Here is a 22,447-nt window from a genome sequence, read left to right on the forward strand (position 1 = left end):
TTACTCCCCTTCTGGTGCTGTCACGCTATCGCGCACGCTATCGCGCCGGGGCGAGGTTCCCAGCACAACGGCGACCGTGGTGCCGCTGGGATTTCGTGGCCTGATCTCCAGCCGGCCCCGGATACGTTCCGCCCTCTCGGCCATGATCGCAAGACCATACCTCCCGTCCGGGCGCTGGTCAGCGATGCCCTGACCATCATCCGACACTTCAATTTGGGCGTACGGGGGATCGACGGCACACGAGACCCACAGGTTCGAGGCGCCGGCGTGCTTGCGCGCGTTGGTGATCGCCTCCTGGGCGATGCGGAGCAACTCGGCCTCCGTGGCGGCCGGCAGCCGGGCGGTCGACTCGTCCAATGTGTAGTGCACGCGGAGCCCGGCGGAGGCGCCGACCTGCCGGGCGTACTCGGCGATCGCGGCCGCCAGCCCGCCGTGCCGGTCGACCTCGCTGCGCAGCTCGAAAAGACTAAGCCGCAGCTCAGTAATGACGCGGGTGACCTCGGCGCGCAGCGAGCGCAGCTCCTCGCTGGTCTCCTTGGCGTCCTCGGGGAGGGTGGCGAGGGCGTTGTCGATGCCGTACCCGACCATCACCAACTCCTGCGCGACGCCATCGTGGATTTCGCGCGCGAGGCGCTGCCGCTCCTCGTTCGTGGCGAGCGACCGGACCTCGTCGAAGAGCAGGGCTGCCTCCAGCCGTAGGGCCGCGGGACCGGTCAGGGCGGTCACCGTGGCGACGACCGCCGGGGGTACGCGTTGGCGACGTCGGCCTCGACAGTCACCAATCCGACAGTGCGGACGCCAGCCACGAGAGGGACGACTAGGGCCGAAACGTCCCCCTGCGGTGTGACCGCGCCTGCGACCGGTGGGCGGTCTGCGGCTGCTGGCTCGCCCACGCGTCGGCGATCGCCGAGTCGGCGTCCAGGGTGGTCTCCCAGTCGACCCGGTCGGCGCCGGACTGGGCCAGCACGACGAGCCGGCCACCGCCGCTGGCGGTCAGCACCGCCGCCCGGTCGGCCGGGGCCACCGTGCGCAGGTCCTCCAGCAGGTGCTCGGCGATGCCGCCGGGGTCGAGCGTGGCCCCGGGCAGCTGGCGGGCCACGCTGCGCAGCTGGGTGAGCAGGCGGGTCGCCTCGGCGTACGGCTGGGGCTTGTTGCTCTCGCCGCGGGCCTGCAGCACGCGCTGGAGCGTGCCCGCGGCGGTGATCCCGATCCCGGCGAGGATCAGCCACTGGGCGCAGACCAGCAGGTAGCCGGCGTCGGTGATGAGCAGCTCGCCTTCGGACTCGGTGACCGCGCCGGCGAAGAGCAGCGTCGCCGCCGCGACGCCGAGCAGGGCCAGCACCTCCCGGGTACGCCGGTAGAGCGCGGCCACGGTGAGCGGCACCGCGAGGTACGGCAGTACGGCCTCGGCGCCCAGCCCGTTGCCCAGCGTGCCCTTGATCTGCGCCTCGGCGGCGACGTCGCTGGCGGCCAGCCCGACGATGACCACCTCGGCGAGCCGGCCGAGCGGCCCGAGCACGCGGTGCCGGGGCGCGACCACCGCGGGGACGCTGGCCAGCGCGAGCAGGCCGATCCACTGGAGCTGGCCGACGTCCCTGGTGGTGATCAGGGTGAGCACCGCGACCAGGCCGAGCACGACCACCCGCGCCGCCACCGCGAGCGGGTGCGGGCGGGGCGGTCCGTGCGGCCGCGGGCGGGGCCGCACGGCGGTCGGGTACTCAAGCACGCTCAGTCTCCGTAGATGTCGGCGATCTCGGCGGCGTACGTCTTGTGCACCACGTTGCGCTTGACCTTCAGCGAGGGGGTCAGCTCCCCGGTCGCCTCGGTGAAGTCGCGCGGGAGGATCCGGAACTCCTTGATGGCCTCCGCGTGCGACACCGCCTTGTTGGCCTCGTCGACGGCGCCCTGGATCTCGGCGCGCAGCTTCTGGTCGTCGCACATGTCGGCGATCGCGGCGGTCTCCGGGTGGCCGGCGCCCGCCAGCCACTTCGGCCACGCCTCCTCGTCGATGGTGACGAGCGCGGCGATGAACGGCTGCCGGTCGCCGACGACCACGGTCTGGCTGACCAGCGGATGGGCGCGCAGGCGGTCCTCGAGCAGCGCCGGGGCGACGTTCTTGCCGCCGGCGGTCACGATGATCTCCTTCTTGCGCCCGGTGATGGCCAGGTAGCCGTCGCCGTCAAGCTCTCCGATGTCGCCGCTGTGGAACCAGCGGTCCTCGTCGAGGACCTCGGCGGTCGCCTCCTCGTTGTTCCAGTACCGGTCGAAGATCAGGTCGCCCTTGATCAGGATCTCACCGTCGTCGGCGATCCGGACCGTCACCCCGGGCAGGGGCCGGCCGACCGTGCCGATGCGGATCCCGTTCTGCAGGTTGACGGCGACCGCCGGGGACGTCTCCGTCAGCCCGTACCCCTCGTAGACCGTGACACCGATGCCGCGGAAGAAGTGCGCGAGCCGCGTGCCCAGCGGCGCCCCGCCGGAGATCGCCTCGCGGCACTGGCCGCCGAGGGCGGCGCGCAGCTTGCCGTACACCAATCGGTCGAAGAGCGCGTGCTGCAGGCGCACGCTGAGGCCGGGGCCGCCGGGCTTGTCCAGCCCTTCGCTGTACGCGACGGCGACCTCCTCGGCCTGGTCGAAGATCTTGCCCTTGCCGTCGGCGTGGGCGCGCTGCTTCGCGGTGTTGTAGACCTTCTCGAACACGCGCGGCACGGACAGCACGAACGTCGGGCGGAACGACTGCAGCTCGGCCACCAGGTTCTTGATGTCGGCGGTGTGGCCCATCTTGGCCCGGCCGGCGACCACGCCGATCTGGATGAGCCGGGCGAACGAGTGCGCGAGCGGCAGGAAGAGCAGCGTGGACGCGCCCTCCTGGAAGATGTTGGGCAGGCCGGGGATCGCGTTGGCGATGTCCGCGTACATGTTGCGGTGGGTCAGCGTGCAGCCCTTGGGGCGGCCGGTGGTGCCACTGGTGTAGATGATGGTGGCGATGTCGTCGGCCTTCGTCGCCCGGCGGCGCAGCTCGATCTCGGCCGGGTCGACGGCGGCCCCGCGCTCGCGCAGCGCGTCCAGGTCGCCGACCTCGATCTGCCAGACCTTTTCCAGGTCGGGGGCGGCGCCCGCGACGGCCAGGGCGTGGGTGTTGGTCTCCACCACGCAGGCCACCGCGCCCGAGTCGGACAGGATCCAGCCCACCTGCTCGGCGCTCGACGTCTCGTAGATCGGCACGGTGACCGCGCCGACCGACCAGATGGCGTAGTCGACGAGCGTCCACTCGTAGCGGGTCTTGCTCATGAGCCCGACCCGGTCGCCCGGCTCGATGCCGGCGGCGACCAGCCCTCGGGCCAGCGCCACGACCTCGTCCCGGAACTCGGCACAGGTCACGTCCACCCAGCCGGCGGACGTACGCCGGGCGAACTGCACCGTGCCCGGGGCGCTCTCAGCGTTGTCCCAGACCGGGTCGGTCAGGTTGGCGGTGTCGCCGATGGTGACCACCGGCGGTACGGCGAACTCGCGCACGGCACTCCTCCTGCGGAAAACTAACCGCAACCTACCCGGCTCGGGGGCCGCTGCGCTTGTACGGGGTAACCTGCCGGGCATGGCGGACTCCTCTACCCAGTCGATCGTCATCGCGGCGTCGCCCGAGCGCGTGGCGGCGGTCATCTGTGACTTCGCGAGCTACCCCGAGTGGACCGACGCGATGAAGCGGGTCGAGGTCATCGAGGAGTACGAGGACGGCTATGCCAGCCAGGTCCGCTTCGTGCTGGACGCCGGCGTGATAGCCGACGAGTACACCCTCGCATACGAGTACACCGAGGACATCTCCCGGATCGAGTGGCGCCTGGTCGGGCCGTCCAAGATGCAGAAGGCGCAGATCGGGTCGTACGACATCGCCGACAACGGCGACGGCACCACCACCGTGACGTACACCTTGGAGGTGGAGCTGTCGGTGGGGATGCTGGGAATGTTCCGGCGCAAGGCCGAGAAAATGATCATGGATACGGCGCTGAAGCAGCTCAAGCGCCGGGTTGAGGGGCATCGTGAACCCAACCGATCCGACCTCCGCCCGCGAGGAGGCCGAGCGCCTGGTGGCGACCGTGCTCGCGGCGATGTCCTCGGCCGCTCCGGGCTGGGGCTTCTCGGCCTTCCGGGGGTCGCCCACGGCAAGGTCGCCACCGGCGACGCCGAGTGCTGCGTGTGCCCGATCTGCCGGGTGATAGCCGCCATGCGCGACCCGGACCCCGCGTTCGCCGAGCGGGTGGCCACCGGCGCGGGTGACTTCGCCGCCGGCCTGGCGAGCCTGCTCCGCTCCCTCTCGGTGCCCGCGCCCGCCCCCGAGTCCAGTCCTCAGGACGATTCGGAGGACGTATGGCACGCCGCGACCAGGAAGGATAATGGTCCTTCTGCCGAGTGATTCGGGGTAGCGAGAGGGGACCACTGCGTGACGCTGACCATCGGAGTTGACGTCGGCGGCACGAAGGTGGCCGCCGGCGTTGTCACCTCAGCGGGTGACGTGCTGGCGCAGACGCGCCACGACACCCCGGCCGACGACGTCGCCAAGACCCGTGACGTGATCGTCGAGGCGGTCGCCGAGATGGCAGCGGCGCACCCGGTCGAGGCGGTGGGCATCGGGGCCGCGGGTTGGATCGACGCCAGTCGCTCCACGGTGCTCTTCGCGCCCAACATCGCCTGGCGCGACGAGCCCCTGCGGGACTACGTCAGCGACGCGGTCGGCCTGCCGGTCATCGTGGAGAACGACGCGAACGCGGCGGCCTGGGCCGAGTTCCAGTTCGGGGCGGCCCGGCACGCCGAGGACTCGATGGTGATGTTCACCATCGGCACCGGCGTCGGCGGGGCCATCGTGCTGGGCGGTGAGCTGGTCCGCGGCACCCACGGCATCGCCGCTGAGCTCGGCCACATGCTCTCCGTCCCGGACGGCCACCTGTGCGGCTGCGGGCGGCACGGCTGCCTGGAGCAGTACGCCAGCGGCAACGCCCTGGTCCGGTTCGCCCGCGCCGGCGCCCGCCAGGAGCCGGGCCGCGCCGGCGAGCTGCTCGACCTGGCCGGCGGCGACGCCGAGGAGATCACCGGGCCGATGGTCACCGCCGCGGCGCAGAGCGGCGACCAGGTGTCCCGCGAGGCGTTCGCGCAGATCGGCCGGTGGCTCGGCATCGCGCTCGCCGACATGGTGCAGATCCTCGACCCGCAGGTGCTTGTCGTGGGCGGCGGTGTGGTCGACGCGGGGGAGCTGCTGCTCGGCCCCACCCGGCGTTCCTATGTGGACGCCTTGGCCCAGCGCGGCCGGATCCCGGTGGCCGAGCTGAAGGCCGCCGAGATGGGCAACGCGGCCGGCGTGGTTGGCGCGGGAGATCTCGCCCGCCGGCGTTAATGTCACCTCGTGGATCTACGCGTGGTGTCGTACAACGTGCACGGCCAGCGGGACGACACGGCCGCGCTGGCCGAGGTGGTCCGGGATCTGGCACCCGACGTCGTGGTCGTCCAGGAGGGTCCGCGCCGCTTCCGCTGGCGCGGCAAGGGCGCGGCGCTCGCGCACTCGTTCGGCATGGTGGTCGCGGCCGGCGGCCTGCCGTCGCTGGGCAACCTGGTGCTGACCACCTTCCGGGTACGCGTGCACGACGCGTGGTGCGTGCGCTTCCCGCTGACTCCGGGGCGGCACATGCGCGGGGCGGCGTTCGCGGCGTGCTCGGTCGGTCCGGTGCGCTTCGTGGTGGCCGGCGCGCACCTGTCCACCGATCCGGACGAGCGCCCGGCGCAGGCCCGCGAGCTGAAGGACGCCATGTCCAAGGTGGACGCGCCGGTGATCCTGGGCGCCGATCTCAACGAGGGTTCCGGCGGCGCCGCCTGGCGTACGGTGGCCGACGGCCTCACCGACGCGGCCGTGGCGCAGGACCGGGCCGGCGCGCCGACGTTCCCCTGCGCCAACCCGCGCAACCGCATCGACGCCATCTTCGTCGACCCGCGCGTCACGGTCACCGGCTACGAGGTCGTCGACACCGCCCTGGCGCGCCGGGCGAGTGACCACTTTCCGGTACGCGCGGACGTGGTCATCACCTGAATCCCTTGGGGCCGGGCCATAGATATTTATCAACGTCTATGGTTGCGGCATGCCGCCCGCTACGTTCACGCCCTCGTTAAGGTCCCTTGTGGACTTCTACCGCGATCCGGCGTCCCGCCTCGCACTCCTCGTCACCGCGTTGACGATGTGCTACATCGGCGGGATCGCGATGTTCTGGTTCCACGCGATCTACCTCGACGAGGGCGGCCCGGCCATCAGCTGGGTCGCCCACTGGCTGCTCGACTCGTCGTTCGCCTTCGTCGCACTCACCCCGGCGCTCGCGCTGATCATGCCGTTCGCGGCGTGGGTGGCGCGTGCGGTGCCGGCGTCGGCGAGCCTGGTCCCCTGGGTGTACGCGGCCGTGGGCGGCGCCGCGTTCGCCCTCGTGACCACCCCCGGCCCGATCGCCCACGACCTGGTCGTGGGCCGCGGCACCTGGGTTGCCGACCGCGCGACCGACCTGGTCGGCGACTCCTCGGCCACGCTTCCCCCGGTCGCCGACTACCCGCCGCTGGCCGCCATGGCCCAACAGTTGGGCGCCGGCGTCCCCCTCTACATCACCCTGATGGCCCTGACCGTGGTCCTGCTCCGCCTCCTCCTCCGCCCGCACCCACGGCCAGCTAGCCCGCGCCCCGCACGCCCGCGCCTTTCCTGAGTCGTCACTGCGAGATTTGCGTGAAGGATTCGAGTCGCCCCAGCGACCCAAATTCTTCACGTTCATGCCGGCCCCGATATTGCCCGCGCCCGCGAGTACTGCTTGAATCGCGCGGTGTCCGAGACCCGCAAGGCACCCGCTTCGATACAGGTCTTTGTCATCCTGCTCTACATCGGCGGCGGCCTGGTCGTACTCTCCGCTCTCACGCGTGTGTGGAGCACTCCGGTCTACGCGGCGTACGGGCTGCTGGGCCTTGGATATCTCCTGCTGGCGCGCATGGTGCAACTCGGGCGGCGGTGGGCGCGGACGGTGATGCTGGCGCTCTGCGGCGTCGGTGTCGCGCTGGCCGTCGCGCGGTTGGCGATGGGCGGCGACCTGGTGTCGGCGGTGTCGACGCTCGCCTGGCCCGTCGTATACGCGATCCTGCTCAACACGAAGGCGTCCCGCGCGTGGTTCCAGCCCGAGCCCGCCGCGTAGCCCGCGCCGATCAAGGACTTTCCCGTCGATCGAGGGCAAACGGTCGTGGATCAGAGATCCAAGCACGACCGTTTGCCCTTGATCGACGAAGACAGGGGTGGCGTGGCGCACGGACGGGGGAGTTTGGGCGCGGGGGTGGACAAAGGGTGCGCACAGCCGAGAGGATTTCGCAGCCACACCTACAAGGAAAGAAGCCTCGGTGACCACCTCCACCGACCATGACAGCGCTACCCTCTGGCGGGACGGGCGCCCGGTCTACGACCGGGGCGAGACCGTCTGCGTCATCGGCGCCGGGCCCAGCGGCCTGGTCGCCATCAAAAATCTCAAGGAGTACGGCTTCGGCGTCGACTGTTACGAGCGCGAGACCGGCGTCGGGGGCGCGTGGAACTGGCGCCACGACCGCAGTCCCGTCTACGCGAGCACGCATCTGATCTCGTCGAAGCCGTTCACGCAGTACCCGGATTTTCCGATGCCGGACGACTGGCCCGACTACCCGCACCACGGCCAGGTGCTGGCCTATCTGGAGCGGTACGCCGATCATTTCGACCTGCGCCCGCACATCTGGTTCGGTACCGAGGTGGTCAAGGTCGAGCCGGCCGACGGGCTCAGGTGGGACGTGACCACCAAGAGTACGGGCGGCTACGGCGCGGAGCGCACCCACCGGTACACCGCCGTCGTGGTCGCCAACGGCCACAACTGGTCGCCCAACCTGCCGTCGTACGAGGGGCTCGACGACTTCAAGGGCAAGGTGATCCACTCGTCGGCGTACAAGGATCCGGCCGAGTTGCGGGGCAAGCGGGTGCTGGTGGTCGGCGGCGGCAACACCGGCTGCGACATCGCCGTGGAGGCGGCCCAGCACGCGTCCCGGTGCTGGCACTCCACCCGGCGCGGCTACTGGTACGCCCCGAAGTACGTCCTGGGTCGCCCCGCCGATCAGGTCAACGACGGCATCCTCGCGCTGCGGCTGCCGTTGTGGCTGCGGCAGTGGCTGCTGCACCTGACGCTCCGGCTCACGGTGGGCGACCTGCGCCGGTTCGGCATGCGCAAGCCGGATCACAAGGTCTTCGAGACGCACCCGATCATCAACAGCCAACTCGTCTACCACGTCGGCCACGGTGGGATCGCCCCGGTGCCGGACATCGCCCGGTTCCGCCGGCACAGCGTCGAGCTGAGCGACGGCAGCGAGGTCGAGCCCGACGTGGTCGTCGTGGCGACCGGGTACCGGCCGCGCTTCGAGTTCCTGGCCCCGGACGCGCTCGCCGCCGACGCGGAGGGGCGCCCGCGGCTGCACCTGCACGCGTTCTCCCGGCGGCACCCGACCCTGGCCGTGGCGGGGCTGCTGGAGTCCGACTCGGGCCTGTTCACGCTGGTGCACTGGCAGACCGTGGCGATCGCCCGGTGGCTGCGGCTGCATGAGGCGGCGCCGCAGCGGGCCGGCCAGTTCTGGACGGCTCGGGTGGCCAAGGAGCCCGACCGCCGGTGGGTCGGCGCCAAGGTGAAGGACACGCAGCGGCACTGGTTCGAGGTGGCACACGTGGACTACCTGCGCGCGCTGCAGAAGCTGATCGACGGTCTGGCGGGGGCGAAGGCATGAAGGTCATTCGCTTCCAGGACTGGGCCCGGCCGGTGCCGCCGGTACGGCGTGAGGTGCGCAGCGCCACCCCCGAGGTGGACGAGGGTAAGACGCCGCTGCTGTTCGTGCCCGGCTTCGGGCATGGGGCGTGGGCGTTCGCCGAGTTCTGGTTGGAGCACGCCGCCGGGCGGGGCTTTCCCGCACACGCGGTCAGCCCGCGCGGTCACGGCGGCAGCGGCGATTCGCCGGGTGCCACGCTCCGGGCGTACTCACATGATGTCGTGCAGGCGGCGGCGAGCTTGCCGCGGCAGGCGGTGCTGGTCGGGCATGGCGCCGGGGCCTTGGTGGTGGAGCGGGCCTTGGCCCGCTATCCGGCGCGGGCGGCGGTGCTGGCCGCGCCGGTGCTCGGCGGGTGGGCGACCTTCGCGAACGCGCTGCGCCGCAACCCGGCCGGGACGCTGCCGGCGGTCTTCGGCGGGCGGTTGCGGATGCGGCCCCGCCAGCTCTTCAGCCGCGAGGTGCCGCAGGCGGTGGCCCGGGAGTACGCGGGGCGGCTGGGCCGGGCGTCGGCGCGGGCGCAGTGGCAGCTGCTGCTGCACCGGGCGCCGGAGCCGGCCGTGGGCGACCCGCCGGTGCTGGTGGTGGGCAGCCCCGACGACCGGATCGTGCCGGCGTCGGCGCTGACCCGGGCGGCCCGGCGGTACGGCGGCGCGCCGCTGCTCTTCCCCGGCATGGGCCACGACATGATGCTCGACGCGCGATGGCGGGAGCCGATCGACGCGATCCTGGACTGGTTGGACAAAAGCGGCAGCTAGACCGTCAGCTGGGCGGTTAGCGAGCCGGTCCGGTCCAGCGCGGTGATGTAGGAGCGGGCCCACGCCTGGATGTCGTGGCTGCGCAGGTGCTCGCGCATCGCGATCATGCGGCTGCTCACGTCGACCGGGCCGGCCTCTTTGGCGTGCATGAGCGTCAGCTTCAGGCCGTCGAGGTCGTGCGGGTTCACCAGGTACGCCTGGGTCAGCTCCGCGGCCGCCCCGGCGAACTCGCTGAGCACCAGCGCGCCGCCGTGGTCGACGCGGGCGGCGACGTACTCCTTGGCGACCAGGTTCATCCCGTCGCGCAGCGGGGTGACGACCATGATGTCGGCCGCGCGGTACAGAGCGGCCAGCTCGGCGCGGTCGAACGGCTGGTTGAGGTAGTGGATCGCCGGCTCGCCCACCCGCCCGAACTCGCCGTTGATCCGGCCCACCTCGCGCTCGACCCGGTCGCGCAGCACCTGGTACTGCTCGACGCGCTCCCGGCTGGGCACGACCACCTGCACCATCACCGTGTCGCGCACCTTGATGTGCCCGTCGGCGAGCAGCTCGCTGTACGCCTTGAGGCGGTGCTCGATGCCCTTCGTGTAGTCCATCCGGTCGACGCTCAGGATCACGTGCTGCGGGTCGCCGAGATCTTTTCTGAGTTGCTTCGCTCGGGCGACCACGTCGGTGCTGCCGGCCAGCGCCTCCATCTCGGCCATGTCGATCGAGACCGGGAACGCGCCGATCCGGACCACCCGGTCCTCGACGGCGATCCGCCGGTCGGTGGCCGGCACGTTGAGCACCTTCGTGCAGAGCTGGGCGAAGTTGTGCGCGGCCTGGGCCCGCTGGAAGCCGACCAGGTCCGCCCCGAGCATGCCCAGCAGCAGCTCGGCCCGGCGGGGGAGCTGCATGAAGAGCTCCGGCGGCGGGAACGGCACGTGCAGGAAGAACCCGATCCGCAGGTCCGGGCGCATCGCCCGGAGCATGCCCGGGACGAGCTGCAGGTGGTAGTCCTGGACCCAGACGACGGCCCCGGGCTCCGCGGCCTCCGCGGCCGCCTCCGCGAATCGCTGGTTCACCCGCTGGTACGACTCCCACCAGCGCCGGTGATAGACCGGCTGCTCGACGGCGTCGTGGTAGAGCGGCCACAGGGTCGCGTTGGCGAAGCCCTCATAGTGCTCGCGCACCTCGTTTTCGGACAGCGCGACGGTGTGCATGCGTACGCCGTCGATGTCCGGGAGGGCCGGCGCCGAGTCGATGCCACCGGTCCAGCCCACCCACGTGGCCGGCGTGTGCTGCAGGATCGGGTGCAGGGCGCTGACCAGGCCGCCTGGGCTACGTCGCCACTCGCAAGCGCCGTCCGGCGCCACGCTGTCGTCGACGGGCAGGCGGTTGGCCACCACTACGAGGGAACTCTGCCGCATACGGAAACCTCGTTTCGGCGGTGCGGCGAACCGCGCGTCTTACGAGTATTCCTACTGACAGGAAGTTACACAAGTGTTACGCAGCGGATAAGGAGGTAGATGAATTTCTCTATCCGTATTTCTTTGTCTAGACCACTGCGCCGTCGTCGGGGTCGTCTTCCTCGTCGTCGCCCGAGCGCAGCCGCCAGATCAGCGTGACGAAGCCGGCGAGGATCGCGGTGAACCCGAGCAGCGTGGTGATGCCCCGGTCGGCCGGCAATAGCGACGGGAAGAGGAAGAGCACGAAGCCGCCGATGATCGCGAGCACGCCGAGCACCGCGTACTTGGAGATGCGCGGGAGCGGTGGGGGCGGCGGGGGCGTGTAACCGTCATCCTCCTCGTCCGGTAGATCCGCACCGAACGTGTCGAGACCGTCGAGAAGGGACGGCTCGTTTACCGTGATGCGGGTGACACTCGTGGCGTCGGGGAGTGGCTCTTTCTCCCCCTCGGCCGGGGTGGCGTGCGCTCCTCGACCTCGGCGTCGAAGCCGGCCACGATGCGAGCCCACTCGATCTCGACGTCCGGCTCGTTGCTTTCGTCCTCCGCCTCCGGCGGCGTCGCGAGCTTGGACAGGTAGTCGCGGGCCACCTCGAGGTGGGTCCGGTCGACGTACAGCCGGTCGGTGGGCCGGGCCGGGACCGTCGTCGTACGGGTCACCGGGTTGAGATCGGCGGAGGGTTGCAGGTACGCCGCGATGCCGCCGGCGGCGAGCACGTCGAGGAGGTGCTCGCCGACTCTGGGGTCGACGTCGCCGGCTACCGCGTACTCGGTCGCGTCGAGCCCGTTGTCGCGCCGCCCACGCCGGGCGCCACCCGCTGACACCGCATACTCTCCTCGCTGTTGTGACCGTGCCCTGAATCGTGACACGGCGAGGACTGGTTGCGGGAGTGCGTTGTGGCGCGGCGTACCTGCTTCGTAGGCTCATTGCCGATGGGTCCGCGCGGTTCCGCGCGCGGAGCTCTGCGGGGAAGGACGCCTGTGCTGTACTGGTTGCTCAAGTACATCCTGCTCGGGCCGTGGCTCAGGTTGATCTGGCGGCCGCGGGTCGAGGGTCGGGAGCACGTTCCGGACACTGGTCCGGCGATAATCGCTAGCAACCATCTGTCGTTTTCCGACTCGATCTTTATGCCGCTGATGGTGAAGCGGAAAGTCACTTTTGTCGCCAAAGCCGAGTATTTCACCGGCAAGGGGATCAAGGGCTGGCTGGTGAAGATGTTCTTCGTCGGCACCGGCACGATCCCGGTCGACCGGTCCGGCGGGCGCGCGGCGCAGGCCGCCCTCGACACCCAACTGCGCGTCCTGCGGCAGGGCAGGCTCGCGGGCATCTACCCGGAGGGCACCCGGTCGCCGGACGGCCGCCTCTACCGCGGCAAGACCGGGGTGGCCCGGCTGGCGCTGGAAAGCGGCGCCCGGGTGATCCCCGTGGTGATGCTCAACGCCGACGAGATCCAGCCGCCCGGCAAGATCATTCCGCGGATCCAGCGGGTGCACATCCGCTTCGGCGAGCCCCTGGACTTCAGCCGGTACGCGGGGATGGCCGGCGACCGCTTCGTCGAGCGCGCCATCACCGACGAGATCATGTACGAGCTGATGGAGCTCTCCGGCCGCGAGTACGTCGACATCTACGCCCAGAAGGTCAAGACCCAGCAGTCCAAGGCGATGGCCTCCGCCGACGCCGGCGCCGAACCCCCACCCGCCCCCGTAGCCGCCTAACCCTCCCCTCCCCTCGCCGCCTCCTCTCCTCGCCCTCCTCGCCCTCTCCTCGCCCCCTCTCCTCGTCGATCAAGGGCATATGGTCGTGGTTTGATCTCTTTTCCGCGACCATATGCCCTTGATCGACGTGAAAGTCCTTGATCGGCGTGGGGGTGGGGCGGGCGGGGTGGTGGGCGCGCGGTTCCGGGTTGCGGCGCCCGCGGTTGGTGCGGCACCCGGGTACCTGCCGATGTGAGGAGGCGTTGCGCCACGCGAGGCGTCCTCGGCGCGAGCCCGACACCCGCCACGGCACCGTTCACCGCCGCCGCCTCGATGCCCGCCGCCCACCACCCGGCCCCGTCGATCAAGGAAAAGCCCGTCGATCAAGGGCAAAGGGTCGTGGTTTAGAGATCAAAGCACGACCATATGCCCTTGATCGACGAAAAGAGGGCGGGCAGAGGGCGAGGGGAGGGGTTAGCCGGTTTGGGGGAGGGGGTTAGGCGGGTGTCTATGGGGGCGTGGGCTAGGTGGAGGAGGCCGGGGGCCTGGTTGCGGTGGGCGAAGGCGCGTACCTCCCGTAGGGCCGCGTCGGCTCCGGCCCGGTCGCCGGCCTTGCGGAGCTCTCCCGCCGCCAGCGCCAGCGCGAACACCCGGTCGGTCGCGTCCGGGATGGCCGCGTAGATCTTCGCCGCCGCGAGGTAGCCGGCACCCGCGCCGCCGGCCGCCGCGGTCACGGTGTGCAGCGCCGCCTCGGCCCAGGGCGTCCGGTGCTCGACCGCCTCCAGGGCCGTACGCAGCAGGGACGCCGACTCGGGGCCGGTGAGCGCGGCCGCGTACGCCGCTGCGGTGATCCACTCGCCGCTGGCCAGGGCCGGTACGGGGCGCCACGCATCGACCAGTTCGGTGAGGAGGGTGGCCGCCTCGCTCCGCCGGCCGGCGAGGGCCCGGCACAGGGCGCCCAGCCCGAGGGCGGTCCAGTGCAGGCGGTGGAAGCCGCTGCGCCGGGCCGTGTCGAGGGCGTCGTCCACGTCGTCCGGTGCCGGCCCCACCGGCTCGCTGCGGGCCAGCTCGCCGCGCAGGATGCGCAGGACCGAACGGAGGCCGCGTACCTGCATGTCCCAGCGGCCGGTCGGGGTGTGCAGGAACGCGTCGGCCGCGGCGAGCAGCTTGCCGAAGTCGCCGGCGAAGTACGCCCGCATCGCCTCGCCCGAGTAGCCGGTGGCGAGCACGGAGCCGGAGACCGAGCCCAGCAGCGCGTCGGAGGCGGCCCAGTCGCCCTCCTCACGGATGGCGTACGCGAGATTTTGCACCGCCCGGGGGAGGGCGAGCAGCCGGCGGTCGCGGCAGAGCTCGGTGATCGCGCGCAGTTCGGGCAGGCCGTCCGGGTCGCCGGCCTGGTAGCGGGCGGCGGCCACGGTGATTCTGGCGTTCGCGGTCACTTCGACCACGCCCAACCGGGAGGCCATCTCGGCCGCCGCCCCGGCCGCCTCGATCGCCGGCGCGCGTTCGTAGTTGAGCATGTGCAGCCGGCCCAGTTCGGCGTACGCGTCGGCCTTCTGCGCGCTGTCCGGCAGGCTGTCGAATAGCTCGACCGCGCGGTCCAGGCAGGACAGCGCGGCGGTGCGGTCGGCGCGCAGCCAGGCGGCCTGGCCGAGCAGGGTCCAGGCGCGGGCGGCCCCGGCGTGGTCGCCGGCGGCGAAGAGCCGGTCGGCGAGTGTGGTCAGCCGCCCGGTGTCCAGCTCGCCGGCGCGGTGAAACCCGATCTCGGCGGCCAGCAGTTCCAGGCCGGCGTCGGGTGCGCCGGGCAGTTCCAGGGCCCGCGAAGCGTGGGCGGCCGCCGCGTCGAGGACGTGCAGGGCGTACGCCCGCCGGGCGGCCCGGTGTAGCGCCTCGCGGGCCGCCGTGGCGTACCGCTGATGGGTGACGCCGAGCGCGACGGCGATCTCCTGCGCGGACCACCGGTGGTGGGCCAGGACCTCCGCGAGGTCGGTGTCCCGGGTACGGGACAGCGCGTCGAGCCAGTCGGCGGTGCGCTCGTGCCGGGCCATCCGTTCGGTGCGGGGCAGCCGGTGGTAGCAGACGTCCCGCACGAGCACGTGCCGGAACCGGAACTCGGACTGCCCGGCGATCGTCGACTGTGGGCGTTCGTGGACGAAGTCGCGCTGTTCGAGGCGGCGCAGCGAGCGCTCGACGGACTCGACCGGGTGGCCGAGCGCGGCGGCCACCGCCCCGGGCCAGAACGCCGTGCCGACCACCGAGGCGGCCAGCAGCACCTGCCGGTCGGCCACGTCGAGCAGGTCGATGCGGTTGGCGATGACCCCGTGCACGCTGTCCGGCATGGCCAGCTCCCGCCCGGACTCCAGCGACCAGCCGCGCCCGGACTGGCGCAGCGCGCCCTGTTCGATGAGCATCCGGACGTACTCGTGGGCATAGAGCGGGTTGCCGTCGGCGACCTCGACCAGCGGGCCGAGCATGTCGGCGGAGACCGGCCCGCGGCCGAAGAGGTGGCTGTAGAGCGCGGCGATGCCGGTGTCCGGCAGCGGCGGCAGCGTGATCGTCAGGGAGGCGGTGCCCACCCAGGCCAGCTCCGGGCGGGCCGTGCACAGCACCAGCAGCGGCACGTCGCGCGCCGACGCGGCCAGCAGCTCCAGGAAGCGCAGCATCGTCTCGTCGGCCCAGTGCAGGTCTTCGAAGACCAGCGCGGTCGGCCGCCGGGCGGCGAGCGCGATCAGGAAGCGCCGCCACGCCGACTCGGCCTCCTCCGCGGGCAGCCGGCTGCCGCCGAGCCCGACCAGCGGCCGCAGCGCCTCCGCGAGCCGCCCGGCCTCCGCGGCCGGCACCAGGTCGGCCACCGCCTCCTCCAGGCGCCGGGCCGCGGCGGGCGCGGTGTCCGTGTCCAGGATCCCGGTCTCGGCCTTGACGATGTCGGCCAGCGCGGCGAAGGCGGCGTTTTCCCCGAACGGCGGGCAGCGCCCGGTACGCCAGGTCAGCTGCTCCTCGGCCGACGATGCGGCGGTGTGCCGGCGCAGTTCCCGTACCAGGCGGCTCTTGCCGATGCCGGCGTGCCCGAAGACGGTGACCAGTTGCGGCACGCGGTCGCGCTGGGCCCGGTGCAGTGCGCCGCGCAGCAGGCCCAACTCGTGCTCGCGGTCGACGAGCGGGGTCGCGTCCGGCTCGCGGTCGGGGCGTACCTCCTGCAGCGCCGCCTCGGCCAGCCACATCTCCGTCGGCGCCGAACGCCCGCGCAGCGTGACGGCGGGCTGCGCGGCGTAGCGGACCGCGGTACGGGTCAGCGCGTACGTGGCGCCGCACACGAGCACGCCGCCGGGCGGGGCGATCGCCTGCATCCGGGAGGCGGTGTTGACCACGTCGCCGGCCACGATGGCCTGGCCGCCGTCGCGGGCCGCGGCGACGTCCACGATGGCCTCTCCGGTGGCCACCCCGACCCGGAAGCGCAGGTCGCCCGCGAAGCCGGTCAGCACCCGCTGCAGCTCCAGCCCGGCCCGTACGCAGCGCAGGGCGTCGCTCTCGGTGGCCACCGGCGCGCCGAAGAGCGCCATCACGGCGTCGCCGATGTACTTCTCCACCACCCCGCCGTACTGCCCGACGACCCGGCGGGCGGCCGAGAAGAACCCGGTCTGCATCCCGCGTACCAGCTCCGGGTCGGCGCGTTCGACGTACGGCGTGAAGTCGATGAGGTCGACGAAGAGCACGCTGATCCGGCGGCGATCTTCCTGAGGGTCGGCGGCGGCCAGCGCGGCACCGCAGCCCGTGCAGTACGCCGCCCCGGCGGCGTACTCCCGGCCACAGCGCACACAGGCCAGGGTGAGCTCGCCGCCGCACCCTCCGCAGAAACGGTCAGCGGCAGCGGCCGGCCGGGCGCACCGTGGGCATGGGGCGGTGATGCCGTCCTCCAGTCAGGGGAGTGAGACAGAGCCGTCCCTGCCGAGTATCGCCATGTGCCGCCCCGCCCGGAAGCGGGCAGTCGGCCGAATCACCCTGTCAGCGCTCGGCCATGCCCGCCCGGCGGCGCAGGGCCGCCACGTCGGTGACCACAATCCGGCGACCTTCGGTACGCAGCCAGCCGCGGCTGGCGAACGAGCCGATGGCTTGGTTGACGCTCTGCCGGGAGCCGCCGGCCATCTCGGCGAGCTGGCTCTGGTTGAGCTCAATAGTGATCATGGGAGCCTGGCTCTCGCCGGCGAGCCGGACCAGCGTCTTGGCCACCCGGCCGGGCAGGTCGAGGAAGACGTGGTCGGCGTTCTGCTCGGTGAGCCGCCGGATCAGCGCGCCCAGGGACCGCATCACGGCGTCGAGGATGCGCGGGTTGGAGTGCACGAGATCCATGAACGCCGGGCGGGACAGGGCCAGGGCCGTGCAGTCCTCGATGGCCTCTGCCGAGGCCGAGCGGGTCGAAGCGTCCAAGAGGGACACCTCCCCGAGCACGTCGGGAGGCCGCACCACGGAGAGCACCGCGCGCTCGCCGGTGGGGGAGGTCCGGAACACCGCCACGGCGCCGCGTTTGAGCACGATGAGAGAGTCGCCGGGGTCGCTCTCGACGAACAAGAGCTGGCCCTTGCGATAGGTACGCGGCACCGCTGCGGCGATGACCCGCTGTCGTACCTCAGGCTCGAGGCCGGCGAACATCTCTACACCCGTGAGTGCGTCGCCAGGATCCGGCAGGCGAACCTCCACGGTCCAACCCCTCCCCGGTAAGGACCACGTTCCCGTTTCAGCCGCTAACGCGGCAGAAAGCAGGTCGAACACACAACAATCACCGTCCGTCGCGGAGCTGTCAACTCCTCTACACCGCCGCAATCACATCGGTGACAGTGAGGTCTCCAGGATACGTGGCGGCTATGGATAGGAGCCGCGGCAGGTAGGGGAAAATACGTCGGGCGGTTCCCGCGTTTTCCCACCATGCCCGGTACGCCCGGCATAATCGCCGCCGTGGCGTTTGTCGATCCGGTCGGCGCGACGATCCGCGCGGTGTGGCACCGGACTCCCGACGAGATCACCCCGCTCTCCGGCGGCCTGCACGGCCGGGCCTGGCTGGTCCGGGCCGAGGGCGAGCGGTACGTCGCCAAGCTGGCCCCGCTGGCCGACCGGCCGCAGTTCGAGGCCGGGCTGGCCGCCGCCGACTTCCTGCGGCACCGCGGCGTCCTCGCGGGCACGCCGGTGCGGACGGCCGACGGTGCGCTCACCGCCGTCGTGGACGAGGGCGTGCTGGCGCTGCTGTACGGCGTGCCGGGCCGCCCGCTGGAGGGGGACGACCCGCTCGACCAGCAGTGGTGGGGCGATCTGCTCGGCCGGGTGCACCGCAAGTTGGACGGGTTCACCCATCCAGGGTTGGCGCCGTGGCACTGGCTGCGCGCCGACGCCAACCACCTCGGCGTCGAGCCCTGGCTGCGTCCCGCGGTCTGTGCCGCCGTCGCCGCGATGACCAAGCTCTGCGTCACCGACCGGCTCACGTACGGCGTACTCCATGGTGATCCGCATCCGCGGGCCTTTGCGATCGACGCGGACACCGGCCGGAGCGGCCTGGCGGATTGGGGCGCGGCCGCCGCGGGCCCGCTGGCCTACGACGTGGCTAGCGCGGTGCTCTACGCCGGCGGCCTGCCGGCGGCGGCCGAATTGCTCGACGGGTACGCGGCGGCGGGCCCGGTGCCGGCCGACGAACTGCACGCGGCCCTGCCGGTGATGGTGCGCTTCCGGTGGGCGGCGCGGGCGGATTGGCACGCCAGGCAGCTCGCCGAAGGCGACGAAAGCCATCATGCCGGTCTTCGCGCCGCCCAGGAAGCACTGACCACCGGGTAATGGGCAGGATTAGGCCCCGATGGTCTATCGCTATTTCTATGACTGCGAGTTCATCGAAGACGGGCGCCTGGTCGACCTCGTCTCGATAGGTGTCGTCGACGAGTACGGGCGCGAGTTCTACGCGGTGTCCACGGAGTTCGACGACTCCCGCGCCGTGCCCTGGGTACGGCGCAACGTGCTCGACCGGCTGCCGTCGCCCGCCGACCGCGCCTGGCGTTCCCGGGAGCGGATCCGCGACGACCTGTACGACTTCCTCATCGAGCCGGTGCGTGGCCGCCCGCAGGAGAAGCTGGAGCTGTGGGCCTGGTACGCGGCGTACGACCACGTGGTGCTCGCCCAGCTCTGGGGGCCGATGCCGGCGCTGCCCCGGGAGATCCCGCGGTTCACCAAGGACCTGCGGCAGCGCTGGGACGACCGCGGCCGCCCGCCGCTGCCGGACGCCGAGGCGGACCGGCACGACGCCCTGGTCGACGCCCGGCACAACCTGGCCCGATGGCGGGCGATGGCATGAGAGCGACTACAGTGCGCAATTGACGGCTCCTGCCCCGGGCCGGCAATGACGCCGACGGGCCAAATCTGCACTTCTTAGCCAGGAGGACTGAGGACATCATGCGTATCGGCGTGCTCACCGGCGGCGGTGACTGCCCAGGTCTGAACGCGGTGATCCGAGCGGTGGTGCGCAAGGGCGTGGCCACGTACGGGCACGAGTTCGTCGGCTTCCGTGACGGGTGGCGTGGCCCCCTGGAGGGGCTGACCAAGCCGCTGGGCATCGCGGAGGTCCGCGGGATCCTGCCCCGCGGCGGCACCATCCTCGGCTCGTCCCGCACCAACCCGTTCAAGATCGACGGTGGTGTGGAGAAGATCAAGGAAAACCTGGCGACGCTCGGCGTCGACGCGCTCGTCGCCATCGGCGGCGAGGACACGCTCGGCGTGGCCACCAAGCTCGACGAGCTGGGCGTCAAGGTCGTCGGCGTGCCGAAGACGATCGACAACGACCTCAACGCGACCGACTACACGTTCGGCTTCGACACCGCCGTCAACATCGCGATGGAGGCGATCGACCGCCTGCACACCACGGCGGAGAGCCACCACCGCACGCTCGTGGTCGAGGTCATGGGCCGGCACGCCGGCTGGATCGCCCTGCACGCCGGCATCGCCGGTGGCGCCAACGTGATCCTGCTGCCCGAGCGGCCGTTCGACATCGACCAGGTCGCCCAGTACGTGGAGAAGCGCTTCCAGCACCAGTACTCGCCGATCATCGTGGTCGCCGAGGGCGCGCAGCCGCTGGAAGGCCAGATGGTGCTGCACAACCAGGAGCTGGACTCGTTCGGCCACGTGCGCCTGGGCGGCATCGGCCAGTGGCTGGCCGAGCAGTTGGAGGCCAAGACCGGCAAGGAGGCCCGCACGGTCGTGCTCGGCCACATCCAGCGCGGCGGCACGCCGACCGCGTTCGACCGGGTGCTCTCGACGCGGTTCGGCCTGCAGGCGATCGACGCCGTGCACGAGAGCGACTTCGGCAAGATGATGGCCCTGCGCGGCACCGAGATCGTCCGGGTGCCGCTCAAGGAAGGCACGGGCGAGCTGAAGACCGTCCCGATCGAGCGCTACACCGAGGCCGAGGTCTTCTTCGGCAGCTGACGCTGTTGTGATCAGGGCGTCCTTCACGTCGCTCCAGCAACGTGAAGGACGCCCTGATCATGAAAGGATGGGGAGCATGGCACCCGGCGTGCACGCCGTAGCCGTGATCGGAACGGGCAAGATCGGGGAGCTGATGCTCTCCGGGCTGCTGCGCGCCGGCTGGCCGTCGGACAAGCTGATGGCCACCACCCGCCGGGCCGCGCGCGCCGAGGAGTTGGCCCAGCGGTACGGCGTACGGATGGTGGACAATCTCACCGCCGTCGCCGAGGCCGAGGTGCTCGCGATCGCCGTCAAGCCGCAGGACGCGGCCGTCCTCCTGGACGACATCGGCGCCAAGGTCCCCGCCGACAAGCTGGTCATCTCGCTGTGCGCCGGCCTGCCGACGAGCTTCTTCGCTAAGCGGCTGCCGGAAGGCACCCCGATCGTCCGGGTCATGACCAACACTCCGGCCCTGGTCGACGAGGCGATGACCGCGATCTCGGCCGGTCCGCACGCCACCGCCGCGCATCTGGGCCTGGCGGAGGAGATGTTCAAGCCGCTGGGCGCCACGATCCGGGTGCCGGAGACGCAACAGGACGCGGTGACCGCGCTGTCCGGCTCCGGCCCGGCGTACTTCTACCTGTTGGTCGAGGCCATGATCGACGCGGGCATCCTGCTCGGCCTGCCGCGCCAGGTGGCCCACGAGTTGATCGTGCAGACCGCGATCGGCTCGGCCGTCATGCTGCGCGACTCGGGCGAGCACCCGGTCAAGCTGCGCGAGGCGGTCACGTCGCCGGCGGGCACCACCATCTCGGCCATCCGCGAGCTGGAAAACCACGGCGTACGCGCCGCGCTGCTCGCCGCGCTCGAAGCGGCCCGCGACCGTGCGCGGGAAATCGCCCAACAGAGCGACTGAAGGATTCACTCACGCGCTCATCCCTTCCCGGCCTTGCCGCGCCACCCGTACCGTCATGACAGGGAGTAATGGCAACGGCACTCTGGGAGGTACGGCATGCGACGTCTCGCGGTAGTTCTCGGCGGTGTTGCGGCGGCCCTCTGGGTCTCGGCGCCCGCGTCCGCTTTCGCACACGACAAGGTCGTCGACCCGTACCTGCACGCCGTGCTCGACGTGCTCGTGCTGGGCGTGGTGACCGCACCGCTGTGGACCGCGTACCTGTGGGGCGCCCGCCGTCGCGGGTTGCTGATCGCCCTCGTGGGGGTGGTCCAGGTGCCCGTCGCGGTGATCGCGTTCGTGCCCATCGTGCACCCGGTGGTGCACGCCGTGTCGTTCGTGACGGCGCTCGCCCTGACCGCCGCCTCCCTGCTGTACGTGCGCCGGTCCGCGCCTTCCCCCGCGCCGGCGCACAACACCTAAAACAACCGCATACCAGGGGCAGCGCCCCCGCTCAGGACCCGCTGTCGGCCGCGCATGCGGCCGGCGGCGGCCATGATCAGGTACGTACTCCCGGCCCGCCGACCGCCGCGAGTACGGAGTCCGGGGCCGTGGCGCGTGCTCCACCCGGCGGCGGGCTGGTCACCGGCTCCGCGGGCAGGACGTGCCCGCCGAGCGTGAGGGCGGTGACCAGTCCGCCGTCGTGCACCCGGGTCACCGGCGGGCAGCCCGGTCGCGGCGGCTCCCACGTACCGTCGGGCCGGCGCACCGAGGTGAAGCGGCAGTGCGGTTCTCCGACGTACCCCCAGGCCATGAGGAGATCGACCCCGGCGAAGCGGTAGACGCCAACAGTCGAAATCCGTGAAGCGACAGCGTCATCCGAGGCGGCTTCGCCGCGGCGGCGGTGAAACGACCCGCGCAGGCCGGGCACGACGACGCCGTCGAGGTCGACGTTTTCGATCACCTTGTGTAGTCGGTATCCCGACAAATCGGGCAGGTCCATGCCCGGATAACGAATGCACCATACTGTCGGACGTGTTCACTCTGGCCCAAGCCCGCCACCTACTCGCGACGCTGCGCCCGCGCATCGACGAGCTGATCGTGCTCCGCGCCGACCTTGCCGAGCTGCACGCCGACATGGCGGACGGCAACAACAGCCCGCACGGCGGCCTGCCGGAGGTCAAGGCCCTGGAAGCGCGCATCTACGGCATTCTCGACGAGCTGGGCGAGCAGGACATACAGGTCAAAGGGTACGCGCCGGTGCTGCTCGACTTCGCCGGCGAGCGGGAGGGCCGGCCGGTGCTGTGGTGCTGGCTGGAGGGCGACCGGGACATCGGCTGGTACCACCGCCTGGAGTGTGGCTTCGCCGGACGGCGCAAGGTTTAGGG

18 protein-coding genes and 3 pseudogenes are annotated in these 22,447 nt (G+C 71.5%); 14 read left to right on the forward strand and 7 right to left on the reverse strand.

Annotated features, from left to right (window positions below; translation table 11 throughout):
- Both Prum_RS29030 and Prum_RS29035 read right to left on the reverse strand, forming a co-directional pair.
- A pseudogene (locus Prum_RS29030) lies at positions 1 to 1,642 on the reverse strand (GAF domain-containing sensor histidine kinase).
- Between the two features lie 86 nt (positions 1,643 to 1,728).
- Complete coding sequence (locus tag Prum_RS29035) at positions 1,729 to 3,516, reverse strand: AMP-dependent synthetase/ligase (RefSeq protein ID WP_173079370.1); 1,788 nt, start codon at positions 3,514 to 3,516, stop codon at positions 1,729 to 1,731.
- Between the two features lie 79 nt (positions 3,517 to 3,595).
- Between Prum_RS29035 and Prum_RS29040 the strand changes: the two are divergent.
- The 7 genes and pseudogenes from Prum_RS29040 to Prum_RS29070 all read left to right on the forward strand — a co-directional run.
- Positions 3,596 to 4,033, forward strand: a pseudogene (locus tag Prum_RS29040) (SRPBCC family protein); the annotation flags it as partial.
- A 405-nt stretch (positions 4,034 to 4,438) separates the two neighbouring features.
- Complete coding sequence (locus Prum_RS29045) at positions 4,439 to 5,386, forward strand: ROK family glucokinase (protein WP_173079371.1); 948 nt, start codon at positions 4,439 to 4,441, stop codon at positions 5,384 to 5,386.
- 9 nt (positions 5,387 to 5,395) lie between these two features.
- Positions 5,396 to 6,073, forward strand: a complete 678-nt coding sequence (locus Prum_RS29050) for an endonuclease/exonuclease/phosphatase family protein (RefSeq protein ID WP_173079372.1) — start codon at positions 5,396 to 5,398, stop codon at positions 6,071 to 6,073.
- A gap of 49 nt (positions 6,074 to 6,122) precedes the next feature.
- Positions 6,123 to 6,728, forward strand: a complete 606-nt coding sequence (locus Prum_RS29055; RefSeq protein WP_173079373.1) for a hypothetical protein — start codon at positions 6,123 to 6,125, stop codon at positions 6,726 to 6,728.
- 114 nt (positions 6,729 to 6,842) lie between these two features.
- Positions 6,843 to 7,205: a hypothetical protein gene (locus tag Prum_RS29060; RefSeq protein ID WP_173079374.1), complete on the forward strand. Its 363-nt coding sequence runs from the start codon at positions 6,843 to 6,845 to the stop codon at positions 7,203 to 7,205.
- A 199-nt stretch (positions 7,206 to 7,404) separates the two neighbouring features.
- On the forward strand, positions 7,405 to 8,799 hold the full coding sequence (locus Prum_RS29065; protein WP_173079375.1) for a flavin-containing monooxygenase: 1,395 nt from the start codon (positions 7,405 to 7,407) through the stop codon (positions 8,797 to 8,799).
- Positions 8,796 to 9,593, forward strand: a complete 798-nt coding sequence (locus tag Prum_RS29070) for an alpha/beta hydrolase (protein WP_173079376.1) — start codon at positions 8,796 to 8,798, stop codon at positions 9,591 to 9,593. Before Prum_RS29065 ends, Prum_RS29070 begins: the two co-directional genes overlap by 4 nt.
- On the opposite strand, the gene Prum_RS29075 is transcribed toward Prum_RS29070, so the two are convergent.
- Together Prum_RS29075 and Prum_RS29080 are read right to left on the reverse strand one after the other, a co-directional pair.
- A complete protein-coding gene (locus Prum_RS29075; protein WP_173079377.1) occupies positions 9,590 to 11,002 on the reverse strand; it encodes an alpha,alpha-trehalose-phosphate synthase (UDP-forming) in 1,413 nt (470 codons plus the stop codon). The genes Prum_RS29070 and Prum_RS29075 overlap by 4 nt on opposite strands.
- A gap of 127 nt (positions 11,003 to 11,129) precedes the next feature.
- Positions 11,130 to 11,863 (reverse strand): annotated as a pseudogene (locus Prum_RS29080) (DUF308 domain-containing protein).
- A 156-nt stretch (positions 11,864 to 12,019) separates the two neighbouring features.
- Here Prum_RS29080 and Prum_RS29085 point away from each other — a divergent pair.
- A complete protein-coding gene (locus Prum_RS29085) occupies positions 12,020 to 12,754 on the forward strand; it encodes a lysophospholipid acyltransferase family protein (RefSeq protein WP_173079378.1) in 735 nt (244 codons plus the stop codon).
- 383 nt (positions 12,755 to 13,137) lie between these two features.
- Here Prum_RS29085 and Prum_RS29090 read toward each other — a convergent pair whose 3' ends face one another.
- Entirely contained in the window at positions 13,138 to 16,650 is a 3,513-nt protein-coding gene (locus Prum_RS29090; RefSeq protein WP_173084282.1) for an ATP-binding protein, read from the reverse strand.
- Between the two features lie 85 nt (positions 16,651 to 16,735).
- A complete protein-coding gene (locus tag Prum_RS29095) occupies positions 16,736 to 17,428 on the reverse strand; it encodes a Crp/Fnr family transcriptional regulator (protein WP_173079379.1) in 693 nt (230 codons plus the stop codon).
- 255 nt (positions 17,429 to 17,683) lie between these two features.
- Here Prum_RS29095 and Prum_RS29100 point away from each other — a divergent pair, with 255 nt between their 5' ends.
- From Prum_RS29100 to Prum_RS29120, 5 genes are all read left to right on the forward strand, one after another.
- The gene (locus Prum_RS29100) at positions 17,684 to 18,550 is read left to right on the forward strand and encodes a phosphotransferase enzyme family protein (protein WP_246278164.1); all 867 of its coding nucleotides are present in this window, start codon (positions 17,684 to 17,686) and stop codon (positions 18,548 to 18,550) included.
- Between the two features lie 19 nt (positions 18,551 to 18,569).
- Positions 18,570 to 19,061 carry a polyadenylate-specific 3'-exoribonuclease AS gene (locus Prum_RS29105; RefSeq protein WP_173079381.1) on the forward strand — a complete coding sequence of 164 codons (492 nt, stop codon included), beginning with the start codon at positions 18,570 to 18,572 and terminating at the stop codon, positions 19,059 to 19,061.
- Positions 19,062 to 19,159: 98 nt separating this feature from the next.
- The gene (locus tag Prum_RS29110) at positions 19,160 to 20,188 is read left to right on the forward strand and encodes a 6-phosphofructokinase (RefSeq protein ID WP_173079382.1); all 1,029 of its coding nucleotides are present in this window, start codon (positions 19,160 to 19,162) and stop codon (positions 20,186 to 20,188) included.
- A gap of 76 nt (positions 20,189 to 20,264) precedes the next feature.
- Positions 20,265 to 21,083, forward strand: coding sequence for a pyrroline-5-carboxylate reductase (gene proC / locus Prum_RS29115; protein WP_173079383.1), 819 nt, complete (start codon positions 20,265 to 20,267; stop codon positions 21,081 to 21,083).
- 96 nt (positions 21,084 to 21,179) lie between these two features.
- Positions 21,180 to 21,542 (forward strand): hypothetical protein, encoded by a 363-nt coding sequence (locus Prum_RS29120; protein ID WP_173079384.1) that lies wholly within the window; start codon positions 21,180 to 21,182, stop codon positions 21,540 to 21,542.
- A gap of 76 nt (positions 21,543 to 21,618) precedes the next feature.
- Here the strand turns inward: Prum_RS29120 and Prum_RS29125 are convergent, their stop codons facing one another.
- Complete coding sequence (locus Prum_RS29125) at positions 21,619 to 22,023, reverse strand: hypothetical protein (protein ID WP_173079385.1); 405 nt, start codon at positions 22,021 to 22,023, stop codon at positions 21,619 to 21,621.
- A gap of 71 nt (positions 22,024 to 22,094) precedes the next feature.
- Here Prum_RS29125 and Prum_RS29130 point away from each other — a divergent pair, with 71 nt between their 5' ends.
- Positions 22,095 to 22,445: a DUF2203 domain-containing protein gene (locus Prum_RS29130; RefSeq protein ID WP_173079386.1), complete on the forward strand. Its 351-nt coding sequence runs from the start codon at positions 22,095 to 22,097 to the stop codon at positions 22,443 to 22,445.
- Positions 22,446 to 22,447 lie beyond the last annotated feature (2 nt).

This window comes from Phytohabitans rumicis (assembly GCF_011764445.1).
Classification (GTDB): Bacteria; Actinomycetota; Actinomycetes; order Mycobacteriales; family Micromonosporaceae; genus Phytohabitans; species Phytohabitans rumicis.

Bases quoted from the DNA above. Each gene is read 5' to 3' on its own strand.
- Prum_RS29055 (WP_173079373.1), top strand. From the start codon at position 6,123: ATGCCGCCCGCTACGTTCACGCCCTCGTTAAGGTCCCTTGTGGACTTC.
- Prum_RS29070 (WP_173079376.1), top strand. From the start codon at position 8,796: ATGAAGGTCATTCGCTTCCAGGACTGGGCCCGGCCGGTGCCGCCGGTA.
- Prum_RS29075 (WP_173079377.1), bottom strand. From the start codon at position 11,002: ATGCGGCAGAGTTCCCTCGTAGTGGTGGCCAACCGCCTGCCCGTCGAC.
- Prum_RS29105 (WP_173079381.1), top strand. From the start codon at position 18,570: ATGGTCTATCGCTATTTCTATGACTGCGAGTTCATCGAAGACGGGCGC.
- Prum_RS29110 (WP_173079382.1), top strand. From the start codon at position 19,160: ATGCGTATCGGCGTGCTCACCGGCGGCGGTGACTGCCCAGGTCTGAAC.
- proC (WP_173079383.1), top strand. From the start codon at position 20,265: ATGGCACCCGGCGTGCACGCCGTAGCCGTGATCGGAACGGGCAAGATC.
- Prum_RS29120 (WP_173079384.1), top strand. From the start codon at position 21,180: ATGCGACGTCTCGCGGTAGTTCTCGGCGGTGTTGCGGCGGCCCTCTGG.